Here is a 15,202-nt window from a genome sequence, read left to right on the forward strand (position 1 = left end):
CTGCGTAAAAAACCTCAGTGATTCTTATACTTCTTCTCAAAATACGTAAACATAAGTGTGATAGCACCCGCTAAAATCAAATATATCAATGTCATCAACAAGAGAGGTTCATACACTATATACGTTTCCAATCTAATATTAGAAAAAATTGCATAGGTATCAATAATAGTAATGGTAGCCACTAAGGGGGTGGCTTTTAGTTGAATAATCACCTCCCCCCCAATAACAGGCAAGGTTCTTTGAATGGCTCTAGGTAACCATATTCTCGTCAAAATCTTAAAGGGCTTCATCCCCATGGCCTTCGCGGCTTCTAGCTCACCTTTCGGCACGCCGGAAAAGGCTCCTCGTAGGACCTCACCTTCATAAGCCATAACAGATAAGGTCAACGCAAAAAAAGCATAAGGCCAAGCACTCGTTAAAAAAGGCCAAATAAAAGACTCTCTAATGCCTTCTATGCCGGGAAAAATAGAACCAAAACCATAATAAAAAATCCAGATTTGTAACAATAAAGGTGTGCCTCGAATCATGCTACAAAAAGCATGAGCGATCACGGCCAAAAATCTTGGGCCTGTTACCTGAACCAAGCCAATCGGAATGGCTAAGATAAAACCAACAACAAAGGTCGAAACAAGCAATAACACCGTTTTCCAAACAGCGGACAAAATAGACTCTCTGTATTCCGCAATCCACGACCAATCAAGTTTAACAACCAAAGAGATAATGAGCACACCTAAGAGTGCAATCAATACAACCCTGTGAGGTAAAAGCCAACGCAATCCAAATAGATGCCTGTTATTTTTAACCACTTCATGACCCATGACGTTGTCCTTTTTCAGTCCGTTTAATAAGATACTTAAACAAAACCTCTGATAATAAAGAAACGAGGAGATACAGCATTCCGGCCGCCAATAAAAAAGTCAGTTGCTGCTTACTGGCGCCAGCGGCTTGCTTAGCGGCTAATGTCAGCTCTGTCAGCCCGACTACGGCCAGTAAGGCGGTATCTTTAGTTGCAATCAGCCATAAATTCGATAACCCCGGCAACGCATGAGGAATCATTGAAGGAATCACAATTCGATACAAAATTTTATACTTGGGGATAGCAAACGCGTGCGCCGCTTCAATTTGCCCTTTTGGTATTGCGGCGATTGAGGATCTGATCACTTCTGTTGCATACGCACCCTGAACAAATGCGATTACCAGTACACCAGCAAAAAACCCATTAATCTCAACTCCGTTAAACCCAAATGAATAGAGAACATCATTAATAAAATTTGGCAGAGCAAAGTAAATCAATAAGATTAATACCAGTTCAGGTATGGCTCTTACCGCTGTCGTATAGCAATATAATAAATCCGTCAGTAACAGGTTTTGGCTCAATTTTCCTATGGCTCCCAATAGACCGATTAGTAAGCCAAAGACATAGCCTAATACAGCAATCTCAAGCGAAAGCACGAGCCCTGATAATAATGCGCCTCCCCAACCTGGCGAGTTAAAGGCAAGCAGCTCCCACAAAGACATAGATTGATAATCAATTAACATACGCGACCTAACTAAAGAAAACGGCTCTTCGGTAAAATATCAGTACAACCCATTGGCCTATTACTGGTTCAACCTATGTATTGCAAAAAGGCGTCGCCAACTTAATTTCAAGAGAGTGAAGAACATTCACGTCTTCCCTCTCGTTAACAACGACGCCAACCAGTCGCTACTCCCCATAAATATTAAAAGAGAAATAGGCCTTAGAAATTTTATCGTATTGTCCATTTTCCCTAATGGCTTGAATCGATTGATTCAGCTGCTGCTTTAATTCTGCGTTCCCTTTGCGTAGACCAAAGCCAATACCTGCACCGAGTAACGCTTCATCGTTGATGGCCATCCCCTTAAGTTCACAGCATGCCATTCCATCGGGAGACGCTAAAAAGCTCTCTAAAGTTAATGCATCTGCCTGTGTCGCATCAATTCGGCCAGAATACAGATCTTGGTTGGCTTCATCTTGCGTTTGATACTCTTTAACAGTGGCATTTTTATAGTGTTTTTTTACAAATTTTGCATGAATACTCGCACCTTGAACCCCAATGACTTTGTCATCTAGCTCTTCAGGTGTACTGCCAAAACGTTTATTTTTCGGGCCAATGACAGCCGCGCCAGTTTGATAGTATTTATCAGAGAAATCGATCACTCTTTTTCTTTCTTCTGTGATTGAAAGGGACGCGGCGGCCACATCAATTTTTCTCGATAATAACGCAGGAATAATGCCATCCCAAGCCGTTGCCACAATTTCACAATCCAGCTTCGCCTCAGCACAAATAGCGTTAGCAATGTCTATTTCCCAGCCAGAATACTGGCCAGAAGCATCGGGGACAGAAAAAGGCGGGTAAGGTTCAGTCGCGATACCAATACGAATGGTTTCAGCAAAAGACGAGGTGGAAAAAATGGCCATCGTTGAGGCCGCTAACATCATAGAAATGCGTTTTTTTAGCATGAAATGTTCCTTTATGTTTTTAATTATGGGGTCTATTTACTTGTTTTTTATTTTATCGCTCGAATAAATTGTTTGAGTTTCTCTGACTTGGGTGAATAAAATATCTCGCTTGGCGTACCCGACTCTTCAACTACACCTTGATTTAGAAATAGCACTTTATTGGCCACATCCGCTGCAAATTGCATTTCATGTGTCACAATGATCATGCTGCGACCTTCACTTGCCAAATCTTTCATCACGGCCAACACCTCACCAACCAACTCTGGATCCAGTGCCGAAGTGGGCTCATCAAACAACATCAAGTCAGGGTTAATGGCTAAAGCACGCGCTATAGCGGCTCTCTGTTGCTGACCACCAGATAAACAAGATGGGTATTGATGCCTTTTATCAAATAAATTGACCTGCCGAAGCCATTCATGCGCTTCTTCAATGGCCTGATCTTTGGGGATAGCCAATACTTGAGTGGGTACTTCTATGATATTTTGTTCAATAGTCAAATGACTCCATAAATGGAAGCCCTGAAATACCATACCGATTCTTTGACGAATATTTCTAAGCTGATTTTTGCTTTTTACTTTTAGTCCGTTGGCATCATCAGCCATTAAATCAATCGTTTGACCAAAAATTTTAATGTCACCCGCTGTCGGTGTTTCTAACATATTGATACAGCGTAATGTTGTCGATTTACCCGAACCGCTACCACCAATGAGGGCAACCACATCCCCTTTATCCGCTGTAAAATGAATGCCTTTGAGCACCTCAATATCATTAAAGGTCTTCTTCAAGTTATTCACTTCAAGTATCGGTTCTGTTTTGAGCGATTTATCTAGATCCACACATTACCCCAGCACTTTTGATGAGCATGTCTTGAATTACGCGGTTGCAAAATTTTTAAAAAATATAAAATTATGCGCTTGCATAATTTTATACACTTGCATAATAATGATGTCAATAAGGTTATTTAACTCTGAAACAGTCACGTAAATTTAATGAAGGAAAAGATGATGAAACGATTTGGCAGTCAATCAATGGTATTACCCATTAAACGTGTATTAATGCGTCGACCTGGAAAAAGCCTGTTAGCCGCCGATGCCAACGAATGGCATTATGGCACTCTATTTAATGCCGAAAAAGCCATCTCACAATACAACGCTTTTGCCAATTTGATCGGTCAGTCTGGCGCTGAAATAGCTTGGATTGAGGATAATAATGATGGTTTATGTGATGCTATGTTTACCCAAGATGCATCACTGGTAACCGATCATGGGGCCGTCCTGTTAAACATGGGGAAAAAATTACGCACGCCAGAACCTAAACTTCATGGAACAACTTACGAAGCCCTTGATATACCTATTCTAGGCGCTTTAAGCGGTAACGCCAAAATCGAAGGCGGTGATTTTATTTGGTTAGATGAAAAAACCATTGTTGTGGGCTGTGGATTTCGCTCAAATCGGGAAGGCATAGACCAACTTAACGCGCTTTTGAACCCTTTCGATATCAAGGTGATTGGTTTTGATTTACCGGTTTGGCAAGGCGCAGAAGCCTGTTTACATCTCATGTCAATGATTTCCCCATTAGATGAAAAACTAGCGCTTATCTATTCCCCACTTATGCCAACGGCTTTCTATAATTTATTACTAGAAAAAGGCTTCACCCTATTAGATTGCCATCCAGAAGAATACCTATCAAGTGGCGGTTTAAACCTAAATGTATTACCAGTAAAGCCTAAAGAATGTATCATGATCGACGGCTTTCCATTGACGAAAAAGCAAATGGAAGACGCAGGCTGTACAGTACATGTTTTTGAAGGTGATGCGCTTTGCATTGCCTGTGAGGGTGGCCCCACCTGCTTAACGAATCCTATATTACGAGGTTAAGAGTCTAGGAATGTCTACCAACAGAAGAGAAGGCAATAATCGTCGTCAGGAACTGATTGATGCAACCTTAAATTGCATTGAAAACGAAGGTCTCCAAGGTACGACTGTCCGAAAAGTCGCTGATTATGCAGGCGTAACTAATGGATTAATTCGCTTTTACTTTTCTGGAAAAGACGAACTCATGAGGGCGGCTTATGCCGCTCTTTTGGATCAAATTTATTCCCATGCTCGAATCGCAGTAGATGACGATACTGTCAAGCCACAAGTTAGACTGCGTAACTTTATTAGCGCAACGCTCTCTTATCCTATTGTGGCACCACGTACTGTCTTGCTCTGGGCGAATTTTTTACCTGTCACCTACATCGACACTGAAATGTCTATTATTCGTAACGAGGCCTACGTTGAGACAACAAATATACTAGAACCCCTTATTAGAGACTCGTTTCTAGACAATGGCACCGCTTTAGACGATAAAAAAGTGAAAAGCTATGCCATACAAGTAAACGCCATCATTGATGGTCTTTGGATAGAAGGCAGTTTAGCGGGCAATAAATTCCAAGGTGAAGAGCTCGTGAATCTAGGGATAGAGGCGACAGCGGCCATTCTTTCTCTTAAAATTTAGCCATACCGTTTGCTTCAGCCTACGACTTTTCTGGAAATGCATTCCATATAATGAGCCGCCACCTCAATTAACGCCTCATTTTCTTCCTTAGAGACGATCCCCCCTTTGATTACACCGTAAATTTAGCCATAATCACCGCCTACTTAAACGCTAAGAATGAGATTATTTTGCAATTATTACGAATAGAATGTCTTGGAAAAGAACTTCGATTAGAAGCGGCCATGTCGGGTTGGCAGGGGTTGTTTTGGGACGGTCATTTGGTGTCTCAAATTAATGCCAGTGCCGATGCATTGCCATTGCAAAGGCACAGTTTCACACTCCAATCTAGCCAGGGTACTATAGAATGTCATTTAGACGTCGACCTTGAATGGCAGCCCTTTTTGTTACAATACACGCTAACGGTAAATGAAACGCCTATATCAGAAGGTCAAATCACCACCAAAGACATAGAAAAGCAAGAAGTCATTGATCGGCCGCCAGAGAAGACTAAATTCAGCTTTATTGGTCTTGGGTCGTTTGCACTAAAAATGCTAAAAAGCGCCAAAGCCATTAAGGTATTATTTGCGGCTGGGTCATTAGCCGCCTACTCTTGGCTATTTTCTATAGAATTTGCTCTCGCACTGATTGCCTGTTTAGTCTTTCATGAATACGGACACATTCGCGCCATGAAATACTTCGGGATGAAAACCAAAGGCATTTACCTAATTCCCTTTATAGGTGGTTTAGCGCTCTCAGAAAGTAAAATCAACACCCGCTGGCAGGATGTCGTCATTGCCATCATGGGGCCATTCTTTGGATTATTACTGTCTATTATTAGTCTAATCATCTATTGGGTAACCGATATTGAACTCTTCGCAGGCATCGCCTCTTTTAACGCGCTGCTTAACTTATTTAACCTCTTGCCCGTATTACCACTTGATGGCGGACACATCTTAAAAAGCGTCGCTTTCTCCATGAACTCCGTTTTTGGGCTCATTGTCTGCGTACTCGGAGCATTACTTGGCATCGCCGCCTGTTATTACTTTGGCTTTGCGCTTTTGGGTTTTATTTTATTTATCGGTACCTTTGAAATCCTATTCGAATGGCGCGACCGTCACCGCAGCCAATTGCTGCCCTTAGACCGATATGGACAAACCGTCTCGGCCCTATGGTATGTTGTCACTGTTGGACTGCTGTGTTCCATCATCTACATCCTAGGCACCACCGGAAACAACGCCCTCGCCATTCCTATGACCATTTTAGGCGCCTAAGCCACCCTCTTTGTCTATGTGAAACGAGAGCAGCCTAGGCTCTCTTGTTGCATGACTATATTATAAGTTAGCACGTCAATTTATTGCAGACATAAAAAAACCCTACAGAATCAATCCTGTAGGGTTCCACTTCTTCAAATTGCTCTATTTGCAGAAGCTTAAACGAAAAAAGGCCAGCTTTAAAAGCTGACCTTTTTAATCATGGTGCCCAGAGACGGAATCGAACCGCCGACACGAGGATTTTCAATCCTCTGCTCTACCGACTGAGCTATCTGGGCAAGTGCGGTGCATTGTATAGCAATCTACTTGAGGGTCAATAGTTTTTTTAATTTTTTTTACAATAAGTTAGAAAAAAGTTCTTATCTGCTATTATTAGCCAACTTATTGATCACTATAGAAGAAAAGTATGCTGCACATTGTGTTATTCGAACCAGAAATACCACCAAACACGGGAAATGTCATTCGTCTTTGCGCGAATACTGGTTTCCAACTGCATTTGATCGAGCCACTTGGTTTTGAGCTGGAAGACAAGAAGCTTCGTCGTGCGGGGTTAGACTACCATGAAGTCGCTAAGGTCAAACGTCATAAGAACTGGCAGGCTTTTGTTGATTCACAAACCTTTGAAACTGTCTATGCTTTGACAACGAAAGGCAGCCGTCCTCATTCCGACGCTGACTTCAAGCCAAATGATGTGCTTGTCTTTGGTCCTGAGACACGAGGCTTGCCTGACGCCTTTATTCAAGCCCTGCCTCCTGAACAACGCTTACGTTTGCCTATGCAGCCCGATAGCCGTAGCTTGAATTTATCTAACACAGTGGCGGTTATGGTTTATGAGTCATGGCGACAACTTGGCTATGCCATGCCAGAGTCAGTTTAATAGATGGAGAAATAGATGATGTCTCTCATCGGGTTATTGAAGAAAAATCATAAAAAACGACGACAAGACTTTAAACACAGCGTCTACCTGCACGCAGCAAAAGATTTAAAATTTAGATTTATGCTGCTCGCTGGCATTATTTTACTGCACAGCCTCGCCATGGTGATGTTTGAAGAAATGGATTGGTGGCAGGCCTTCTGGCTATCGATGACGTCAGCAAGTACCACAGGGTATGGAGATATTTCTGCGGCGACTATTTGGGGACAAGCCGCGACTATCATACTGATTTACGGTGTTGGGATCGCGTTACTGGCCCAAATTGCCAGTGATTACATTGAATTGCGTCTACAGAAGAAAGAGATGCGTATAAAAGGCAATCTGGAGTGGGATCAAATGCAAGATCATTTATTAATTGTAAATACACCAAAACATTACACTGAGCGTTACTTAGAACGATTGATTTCTCAGATCTGTGACTCTCCGGAGTTACAACACACGCCTATCCAGATTTTGACACCGCACTTTCCTGATGGGCTGCCAATGTCATTAAGAGCCCATGGTGTGGTTCACCATACTGGCGATGCCACGACAACAGGCATGCTAGAATCCGCAGGCGCTCAGCGGGCTAAGTACATTATCGTACTCAGTCCTGACAGCCAAGAGAGTGACAGTGACAGCAAAGTATTTGATATTTTACATCGTCTTAAAGAACTTAGTATTGGCGCCTTTGTGCTCGCTGAAGCGGTCGAGGATGCCAACAGAGACCGTTTTAGAGACGCCCGAGCCGATGCGGTAATCCGACCTATCCGAGCCTATCCAGAAATGCTTGTACGCTCTTTAATCGCACCGGGTACAGAACAAGTACTGGAGGATCTATTTCGCTATCAAGGCGATCACACCATTCGATTGGATGTCGAAATTAAAGGAAAAACATGGGCAGACATTGTCACAACATTGATTCAGCAGGACATTGGTACAGCACTGGGTTATGTTGGCGACGACGGCATGGTAACAACGCACCCTAAAACGGCCGAAGTGGTAAACGTTCGATCCCTTATTATTTTAGTCAACGATGATCAGATCATACCCAATAACGAAATCATTAAAAATTACTTTCAATAACGCTAACAAGTGAATGAGAACGTCATAAAAAACCCCCAATGATCAACAAATCATTGGGGGTTTTTTTATGACAAACTGGGTCTCACTTTTTCACTTCACTTCACTTTTTAGTAAAGTGTTCTACATTATTAAGACACATTACAACTGACCCGTCAGTACCAAATATTTTTCCATTAATTGCTCTTCCGTTTCACGACGGTTTGGGTCTAACGGTATGCAATCAACTGGGCAAACTTGCTGGCATTGTGGCTCATCAAAGTGGCCTATACACTCGGTGCATTTTGAAGGTTCAATGACATAAATTTCTTCACCTTGAGAAATCGCTTCATTTGGACACTCAGGCTCACATACATCACAGTTAATGCATTCATCTGTAATAATTAACGACATTTATTACCTCCTACCAAACTCATTGTCTACACTCTATGGGCTCAATGTTAGTTCTGTTTAACGTTATAGTGCTCACGTAAAACTCGTTCAACTTCGGGGTTCACAAATTGTCCGAAATCACCATTTAGTGAAGCAATTTCCCTTACTAAAGTTGAAGAAATATAAGAATGCTTTTCAGAGGGTGTTAAGAATAAACTTTCCACATCTGGTGCGATCACACGATTCATATTGGCTAACTGAAACTCATATTCAAAGTCAGATACCGCTCTTAAACCACGGACAACCACTTTCCCATTTACCGAGCGAGTAAACTCCGTCAATAAGTTATCAAAACCAACCACTTCAACATTTGGCAAATGGCTCAATACCTGTTTCGCTAATGCAATTCGAACATCATGAGACAATACTGGTCGCTTTTTGGGGCTTGCAGCGACAGCAACCACAACTTTGCTAAAAAGCTTTGTTGCACGCTCTACTAAGTCGGTGTGACCATTCGTTATAGGATCGAATGTTCCTGGATAAACCGCAATTATACTCATAGCTCTCACCCGAACTGTAATTAAAGAACGCTCTAAAAGCAGAGTTTACCCTGTTTTAAGCTCTAATTTATAACAAAGGCACGCATCATATCGAATAATGCCCCTGTTCTCAATTAACACCCGTGCATATGGCCTATTTAATAGACATACGCTTCAGATAGTGTGCCACTGCCATAGTGTAGACCAGATCACCTTAAATGAAATGCCCGCCCTAAATCACAAAAGGCGCGATAAATTGTTTTAGTACACTGATGGCTAAAAAAATAAAGATTGGCGAAAGGTCCAAGCCACCTAAACTAGGAATCACTTTGCGCACTTGGCTGTATAAAGGCTCCGTAATCTGATGTACTAACATTGCACCGGGATGATTTGCTCCTGGCGCCACCCAACTTAAAATAACGGATATCAACATGGCCCAAAAATACAAATCCAATAAATGATAGACAGTGCCAGCTACCGTAAACACGAGGTATTGAATGGCGCCGGGCTGAAACCCTTTTAGAAAGAAAATCACAGCAATTGTTGCAAACTGCACAATTAAAGCCAGTACAATAGAAGCCGTGTCAATGCGCCCCATTGAAGGGACTAACTTACGAATTGGCAACAGTAAAGGGTTGGTGGCTTTCACCACACCTTGACTAATTGGGTTATAAAAATCGGCCCTAGTGAGTTGTAAAATCAAACGTAATAACACAACAAACAAATATAAATTTGCCAATGTTTTAAATAAAAATACAATAGGATCTGCAGTCATTGAGACGCTCCTTTAGTCGCTGTCTTTGGCAGCAAGTTGATCGGCAAATTCTTGTGAGCGCTTGGCACAAGCGGCCAACGCATCATCCATCGTTTTTTCTATGCCACTGTTTTCAAGCGACACTAAAGCTTGTTCTGTAGAGCCTTTTGGTGAAGTAATATTAATACGCATTTGCTCTATACTAATATCCGTTATCTCAGTTGCCATTTTTGCCGCACCCAGCATGGCATGAGTGGCCAAAAAGCGACTGTCTTCTTCACTCAAACCATCTTTTACACCATAACGAACCATGGATTCAATAAAGCGAAAGAAATACGCTGGGGAACTACCCGACAGAGCGGTCACCGTATGCATATGACACTCGTCATTAACCCATAAAGACTGACCAATGCTCGAAAAGAGTACATCAACCCACTGTTTTTGCTGCTTTGTCACCAAGTCATTACCGATCAGGCCCGATACGCCAGCACCAAGCTGAGACGGCGTATTCGGCATACATCGAACAATACCAACCTGACCTAACCAAGCCTGTAAACTTGGCAGCTCGAGACCGGCTGCAACAGACACAAACAATTGATTAGGCTGGATAATGTCAGAAAAACCGTTAATCACGTCTTGCATTTGAGCGGGTTTCACACACAACACAATAATATCTGATGCTTTAACGGCTTCTTTGTTATCGTCCATCATTCTAATGCCAAACGAGGCCGAAAAATGTTCACGTTTGGACTCGGTTCGTGCCGTACCACTAATGTTGCTCGCTGGTACACCACTATTTAACAACCCCTGCATGATGGCACCCGCCATATTTCCCATGCCAATAAAGGCAATTTTTACCGTTGGATCTAACTGTTCTTGCATGAAATGTTCCTATACTAAAATCGATTTTAACGCGCGCCAAAAATAGCGGTACCAATCCTAACCATTGAACTACCCGAATAAATGGCCGCCGCCATATCTCCTGACATACCAATTGAAAGAGTGTCTATGTTAGGTAAAAAAGCCTGCAGATCTCTATAAGCTTGCCGCAATGGGCGATAAACCGCTATTTGCGCTTCCTCTGATGACTGCGGTGCGGGTATCGCCATTAATCCTCTTAATTGTAAATGCGGCAGAGAAGTAACAATTTCAACCAGTTCAGGTAACTCATCCAGGCTAACGCCTGATTTCGTTGCTTCACCGCTAATATTTACCTGAATACACACATTAAGAGGGGGGAAATCCGCTGGGCGCTGTTCATTCAATCGCACAGCAATTTTTTCTCGATCGACAGTGTGAACCCAATCCATATGCTGGGCCACTAAACGAGACTTATTGGATTGAATTGGCCCAATAAAATGCCATTCAATGTCTTTTAGGTGAGAAAGTGCTAAACACTTATCTACGGATTCTTGAACGTAGTTCTCGCCAAACAAGCGCTGTCCAGATTCATACGCGGTGACAATATCGTCTATTGGTTTGGTCTTACTCACCGCCAATACGCGCACCGAGCCATACTCTCGCTGATATTGCGTATTTAACTCTTCTACTTGTTTACGCACTTGCTCTAAATTGGCTGCAATGCTCATATTGAGTAACTCCGCATAAAATACATGAATAGAAGTGCTCTTTAAAAATAACGCCTAGTCTGAAAAGCTAAGCGTTAATATGAGGGAAGTATGATACCACTAAAACTAAAAGTCGTATAAGTCTGCACTAGCGTCACAATAACGACCATGATATTCAATTTTAAAACCATTTTCGGCCACGTTCTTTTTCGCCGCTGTCACCGCCGCCAAAAACATGGACTCATAGTTTGAGTGCTCAGGGTAAAAACTAATTCCTAATGCAACACGCGTATTGGATGATATATTTGAACAACTTACGTCAATCTGATTAAGTAATTTTAACGCTACCGTTTCAGCATCCTCCAGATTACGAATCCGGATGCCCATCGCAAATTCATTTTGTCCAAACCGCCCAATGAGATCATTTTCCCGTATGGCACTACGCATCACGTTGGCAATTTCCAAAATATCAGAGTCTTCAATATCATTGTTCTCCCAACTCATATCACCATTATGGATATTCACTGAGATTAAGGCCAATCGCTGGAAATACCGACGAGCGTCTTTTATCATTATTGAGAAGCTTGAAATAAAGCGTCTCTCCAGTAATAACCCCGTTAATGCGTCTTCGTATGAAGCGTTCAGCAACTCTTCCTCTATTTGACAACGAACTATTGACATAAAGGTTAAGCGACAAAGGGAGTTCACCATCAGTTCTAAAGCATAACGCTCATTACTTAAGTAGCTCGCTTTTGTAAAAAGAATAACAAAACCAATAATCAATTCATTAGGGCTTAGAATGGGTTTTAATAAACAACGATCCAGTCCATTGTGTCTTAACCAAGGTTGCCAGACTTTCCAACCATTGGAGACATGTAAATCCGCCTCGTGTATACCATGGTCGACTTCCGATTGAAGATAACAAAGCTCAGTCGGGACACTAATCAAGGCTTTATTTGGTGTAACAAGTTCATTCACAATGTTACTACCAGCGTCTAAACGCCAATTACCGCCCTCTTGATCACAAGAGACAAAGCAAAGATGGTAGGACGGATCTTCTTTCTGGAACACCCTGACCATTTCATTAAACAGATCAATCTGAGACATACCCTGAGTCAGTTGCAACATCATTTGATTGCAGTGTGCTTGAATCTCTTCAAAATCCAATTTTTGCTTCTTTAGAATCGAAATTTCGTTTTCTAAAGTAGAAATTCTTTCATGTAATTTATCCAAAATGCTATTTCTATTATTTTACATCAACATTATCTACAGATAGCTAAGCCTACTTCCTATAAAAAAGTAAAATCAGAACCCGTAGCCCAAACCTCAAAAACGTATCCAACATGCAATAAGTGCAAGTCCAATCGAATAAAAAGCAAACCCATTAACACTTTCTACATTACTTGATTACCAGAAACATAGGTCGCCTTTACTTTACCGACCATTTCGTCACCAAAAAAAGGGGAATTATGTCCTTTTGTCCTTCTTTCATTAACAGACCATGTCCAATGAAGCGTGCTATCAAACAAAAAGAAATCCGCAAAGCTGCCTTTACTTAACGAACCCGCATCAATGCCAAAGCAGCTTGCAGGCCCAATTGTAAGACACGCTAACACCACATTTAGGTCAATCATACCATCATCAACTAACCTCAAGGCTAAAGGCAATAAGACTTCGATATTTGCCATGCCCGGCTCAGTGGCCGCAAAAGGCGCCACTTTCGCCATTTTTTCATGGGGCTGATGGTCAGAACAGATAGCAGAAATAGCGCCGCTTTTGATGCCCTCAATCAAAGTAAGCCTATCATCTTCGGAGCGCAATGGGGGCAAAACATGATAATGACCATCAAACGCATTTAACACCTGATCGGTTAACAATAAATTATGCAACGCGACGTCGGCCGTCACATCGAGTCCTGAGGCTCTGGCATCGGCAATCATTTCAATAGATTTTGCACTCGATAAGCGAGCAAAGTGAGCCTTTACGCCAGTACGTTCAACTAAAATAAGATCTCGAGCTAAAGCAACCGTTTCGGCAATATCTGGGATACCAGCCAAACCATGAGTGATGGACATGACCCCCTCATGGGCACAGCCACCATCCGATAAACTTTCCTCATTAGGGTGGAATACCACCAGCAATTCATGTGTCGCCGCATACTCAAGCGCTCTTGATAACACTTTGGTATTTTCTAATGGATGCCTATGATTGGATAACGCAACACAGCCAGCTTCGGTTAAAGACACCATATTACTTAACGCTTTTCCCTTTAACCCTTGAGTCAATGCCCCTAGTGGGAACACATTTGCTTGTGCAGCCATCAATGCTTTATCTTGGATAAGTGCCGCAACAGCGGGTGTATCTACAATAGGATGGGTGTCAGGGGAGCAAACTAATGTGGTCACACCACCAGAGACAGCGGCACGAGTTTCAGAAGCAATGGACCCTTTTTGCGTAAAACCAGGTTCTCTCAACGCAACGCCAAGGTCAACCAAACCCGGAATCACCCATAACCCTGTTGCATCTACCGTTTCATCCGCCACAAAACCATCTGGTAGGTCACCAATTGATACCACTTTCTCATCTTCAATAAACAGGTCCGTAACGGCATCCAATCCTTGGCTGGGATCAATAATTCGACCATTTTTTATACATAATTTCATCTTAGATCTCTTCTCCTAAAGCCATTTCAGACGCTTTGCTTTCGGCATATTCTCTACTTTGAACTTGACCGCTCATTGCCATAGACATGACAGCCATGCGTACAGCAATACCGTTCGTCACTTGATTCAAAATAACTGAGTGTGGGCCATCGGCCACTTCAGACGCAATTTCAACACCGCGATTGATAGGCCCTGGATGCATAACGATGGCGTCTGGCTTGGCCCACGCCATCGTTTCAGCCGTCAAACCATAAAGTCGATAGAATTCACTTTCACTCGGTAGCAATGCACCTTGCATTCTCTCTTTTTGCAAACGCAACATAACAATCACATCCACATCCGTTAACCCGGCTTGAAGCTCATGGCAAATGGTTACCCCCGTGTCTTCGAATAAATCTGGCACTAAGGTTTTGGGTCCCACTAAACGAATTTCTTCTACGCCCAAGGTTGTCAACGCATGTATTTGTGAGCGTGCAACACGAGAATGCAAAATGTCGCCCACAATCGCGACTTTAAGACCCTCAAACGGCCCTTTATGTCGTCGAATTGTCAGCATGTCTAACATGGCTTGTGTTGGGTGAGCATGACGACCATCGCCCGCATTAATAATGGCGACATTTGGCGTACAGTGCTCGGCAATAAAGTGAGCCGCGCCACTGTCTCCATGACGTACAACAAACATATCACTTTGCATCGCTTCAAGGTTTTTCAAAGTATCAAGTAACGATTCGCCCTTTGAGGTCGCAGAGGTGGCAATATCAAGATTAATGACATCAGCAGAAAGGCGTTTAGCGGCAAGTTCAAAAGTCGTTCGAGTTCGAGTGGAGTTTTCAAAGAAGAGATTAACAACGGTTTTTCCGCGAAGAAGGGGGACCTTTTTAACCGACTGTTCCCCCATACTCAAAAAGGAATCGGCTCGATCCAGTATTTCCGTTAAAATGGTTTTATCTAACCCGTCTAAGGTTAAAAAGTGTTTCAGCTGACCCTGTTCATTCAATTGCAATGCTCGTGGCTCGGACTGCATCATTGTTCGCTTTCCTCAAACAGTAAGGCGTCATTTCGTCGCCTTTCATTATGTA

General features: G+C 42.5%; 17 protein-coding genes and 1 tRNA gene. 5 read left to right on the forward strand and 13 right to left on the reverse strand.

What is annotated here, in order from left to right; genetic code table 11:
* Positions 1–14: 14 nt before the first annotated feature.
* From IEZ33_RS19035 to IEZ33_RS19050, 4 genes are all read right to left on the reverse strand, one after another.
* Complete coding sequence (locus IEZ33_RS19035) at positions 15–818, reverse strand: ABC transporter permease (protein ID WP_191601558.1); 804 nt, start codon at positions 816–818, stop codon at positions 15–17.
* Complete coding sequence (locus IEZ33_RS19040; protein ID WP_191601559.1) at positions 808–1,539, reverse strand: ABC transporter permease; 732 nt, start codon at positions 1,537–1,539, stop codon at positions 808–810. The genes IEZ33_RS19035 and IEZ33_RS19040 overlap by 11 nt, the downstream gene beginning before the upstream one ends.
* 166 nt (positions 1,540–1,705) lie before the next feature.
* Positions 1,706–2,482, reverse strand: coding sequence for a transporter substrate-binding domain-containing protein (locus tag IEZ33_RS19045; RefSeq protein WP_191601560.1), 777 nt, complete (start codon positions 2,480–2,482; stop codon positions 1,706–1,708).
* Positions 2,483–2,529: 47 nt separating this feature from the next.
* Positions 2,530–3,318: an ATP-binding cassette domain-containing protein gene (locus tag IEZ33_RS19050; RefSeq protein ID WP_275672787.1), complete on the reverse strand. Its 789-nt coding sequence runs from the start codon at positions 3,316–3,318 to the stop codon at positions 2,530–2,532.
* Between the two features lie 165 nt (positions 3,319–3,483).
* Here IEZ33_RS19050 and IEZ33_RS19055 point away from each other — a divergent pair, with 165 nt between their 5' ends.
* The 3 genes from IEZ33_RS19055 to IEZ33_RS19065 all read left to right on the forward strand — a co-directional run bounded on the left by IEZ33_RS19055 (position 3,484) and on the right by IEZ33_RS19065 (position 6,231).
* Positions 3,484–4,359: a dimethylarginine dimethylaminohydrolase family protein gene (locus IEZ33_RS19055; protein WP_240009576.1), complete on the forward strand. Its 876-nt coding sequence runs from the start codon at positions 3,484–3,486 to the stop codon at positions 4,357–4,359.
* 10 nt (positions 4,360–4,369) lie between these two features.
* Positions 4,370–4,981, forward strand: coding sequence for a TetR/AcrR family transcriptional regulator (locus tag IEZ33_RS19060; RefSeq protein WP_191601561.1), 612 nt, complete (start codon positions 4,370–4,372; stop codon positions 4,979–4,981).
* Between the two features lie 167 nt (positions 4,982–5,148).
* Positions 5,149–6,231 carry a site-2 protease family protein gene (locus tag IEZ33_RS19065; protein WP_191601562.1) on the forward strand — a complete coding sequence of 361 codons (1,083 nt, stop codon included), beginning with the start codon at positions 5,149–5,151 and terminating at the stop codon, positions 6,229–6,231.
* A 202-nt stretch (positions 6,232–6,433) separates the two neighbouring features.
* On the opposite strand, the gene IEZ33_RS19070 is transcribed toward IEZ33_RS19065, so the two are convergent.
* Positions 6,434–6,509 (reverse strand) — tRNA-Phe (locus tag IEZ33_RS19070).
* Between the two features lie 128 nt (positions 6,510–6,637).
* On the opposite strand from IEZ33_RS19070, the gene trmL reads away from it, so the two are divergent.
* Positions 6,638–7,108 carry a tRNA (uridine(34)/cytosine(34)/5-carboxymethylaminomethyluridine(34)-2'-O)-methyltransferase TrmL gene (gene trmL, locus IEZ33_RS19075; RefSeq protein ID WP_191601563.1) on the forward strand — a complete coding sequence of 157 codons (471 nt, stop codon included), beginning with the start codon at positions 6,638–6,640 and terminating at the stop codon, positions 7,106–7,108.
* Positions 7,109–7,123: 15 nt separating this feature from the next.
* On the forward strand, positions 7,124–8,230 hold the full coding sequence (locus IEZ33_RS19080; protein ID WP_191601564.1) for a potassium channel family protein: 1,107 nt from the start codon (positions 7,124–7,126) through the stop codon (positions 8,228–8,230).
* A 138-nt stretch (positions 8,231–8,368) separates the two neighbouring features.
* On the opposite strand, the gene IEZ33_RS19085 is transcribed toward IEZ33_RS19080, so the two are convergent.
* From IEZ33_RS19085 to IEZ33_RS19120, 8 genes are all read right to left on the reverse strand, one after another.
* Positions 8,369–8,620 (reverse strand): YfhL family 4Fe-4S dicluster ferredoxin, encoded by a 252-nt coding sequence (locus tag IEZ33_RS19085; protein WP_191601565.1) that lies wholly within the window; start codon positions 8,618–8,620, stop codon positions 8,369–8,371.
* 47 nt (positions 8,621–8,667) lie between these two features.
* A complete protein-coding gene (coaD, locus tag IEZ33_RS19090) occupies positions 8,668–9,159 on the reverse strand; it encodes a pantetheine-phosphate adenylyltransferase (protein WP_191601566.1) in 492 nt (163 codons plus the stop codon).
* Positions 9,160–9,370: 211 nt separating this feature from the next.
* Entirely contained in the window at positions 9,371–9,913 is a 543-nt protein-coding gene (locus IEZ33_RS19095) for a YggT family protein (RefSeq protein ID WP_191601567.1), read from the reverse strand.
* A gap of 12 nt (positions 9,914–9,925) precedes the next feature.
* Positions 9,926–10,774, reverse strand: coding sequence for a pyrroline-5-carboxylate reductase (gene proC / locus IEZ33_RS19100; RefSeq protein WP_191601568.1), 849 nt, complete (start codon positions 10,772–10,774; stop codon positions 9,926–9,928).
* Between the two features lie 26 nt (positions 10,775–10,800).
* On the reverse strand, positions 10,801–11,481 hold the full coding sequence (locus tag IEZ33_RS19105) for a YggS family pyridoxal phosphate-dependent enzyme (RefSeq protein ID WP_191601569.1): 681 nt from the start codon (positions 11,479–11,481) through the stop codon (positions 10,801–10,803).
* Positions 11,482–11,586: 105 nt separating this feature from the next.
* Positions 11,587–12,693 carry a GGDEF domain-containing protein gene (locus tag IEZ33_RS19110; protein ID WP_191601570.1) on the reverse strand — a complete coding sequence of 369 codons (1,107 nt, stop codon included), beginning with the start codon at positions 12,691–12,693 and terminating at the stop codon, positions 11,587–11,589.
* Between the two features lie 161 nt (positions 12,694–12,854).
* Positions 12,855–14,123, reverse strand: a complete 1,269-nt coding sequence (locus IEZ33_RS19115; protein WP_191601571.1) for a dihydroorotase — start codon at positions 14,121–14,123, stop codon at positions 12,855–12,857.
* Position 14,124: 1 nt separating this feature from the next.
* The gene (locus IEZ33_RS19120; RefSeq protein WP_191601572.1) at positions 14,125–15,150 is read right to left on the reverse strand and encodes an aspartate carbamoyltransferase catalytic subunit; all 1,026 of its coding nucleotides are present in this window, start codon (positions 15,148–15,150) and stop codon (positions 14,125–14,127) included.
* Positions 15,151–15,202: the final 52 nt, after the last annotated feature.

Source organism: Marinomonas algicola, from assembly GCF_014805825.1.
Lineage (GTDB): Bacteria > Pseudomonadota > Gammaproteobacteria > Pseudomonadales > Marinomonadaceae > Marinomonas > Marinomonas algicola.

Coding starts and splice junctions, on each gene's coding strand:
- IEZ33_RS19035 (WP_191601558.1), bottom strand. CDS start 818: ATGGGTCATGAAGTGGTTAAAAATAACAGGCATCTATTTGGATTGCGT.
- IEZ33_RS19040 (WP_191601559.1), bottom strand. CDS start 1,539: ATGTTAATTGATTATCAATCTATGTCTTTGTGGGAGCTGCTTGCCTTT.
- IEZ33_RS19045 (WP_191601560.1), bottom strand. CDS start 2,482: ATGCTAAAAAAACGCATTTCTATGATGTTAGCGGCCTCAACGATGGCC.
- IEZ33_RS19055 (WP_240009576.1), top strand. CDS start 3,484: ATGATGAAACGATTTGGCAGTCAATCAATGGTATTACCCATTAAACGT.
- IEZ33_RS19060 (WP_191601561.1), top strand. CDS start 4,370: ATGTCTACCAACAGAAGAGAAGGCAATAATCGTCGTCAGGAACTGATT.
- trmL (WP_191601563.1), top strand. CDS start 6,638: ATGCTGCACATTGTGTTATTCGAACCAGAAATACCACCAAACACGGGA.
- IEZ33_RS19080 (WP_191601564.1), top strand. CDS start 7,124: ATGATGTCTCTCATCGGGTTATTGAAGAAAAATCATAAAAAACGACGA.
- IEZ33_RS19085 (WP_191601565.1), bottom strand. CDS start 8,620: ATGTCGTTAATTATTACAGATGAATGCATTAACTGTGATGTATGTGAG.
- coaD (WP_191601566.1), bottom strand. CDS start 9,159: ATGAGTATAATTGCGGTTTATCCAGGAACATTCGATCCTATAACGAAT.
- IEZ33_RS19095 (WP_191601567.1), bottom strand. CDS start 9,913: ATGACTGCAGATCCTATTGTATTTTTATTTAAAACATTGGCAAATTTA.
- proC (WP_191601568.1), bottom strand. CDS start 10,774: ATGCAAGAACAGTTAGATCCAACGGTAAAAATTGCCTTTATTGGCATG.
- IEZ33_RS19105 (WP_191601569.1), bottom strand. CDS start 11,481: ATGAGCATTGCAGCCAATTTAGAGCAAGTGCGTAAACAAGTAGAAGAG.
- IEZ33_RS19115 (WP_191601571.1), bottom strand. CDS start 14,123: ATGAAATTATGTATAAAAAATGGTCGAATTATTGATCCCAGCCAAGGA.
- IEZ33_RS19120 (WP_191601572.1), bottom strand. CDS start 15,150: ATGATGCAGTCCGAGCCACGAGCATTGCAATTGAATGAACAGGGTCAG.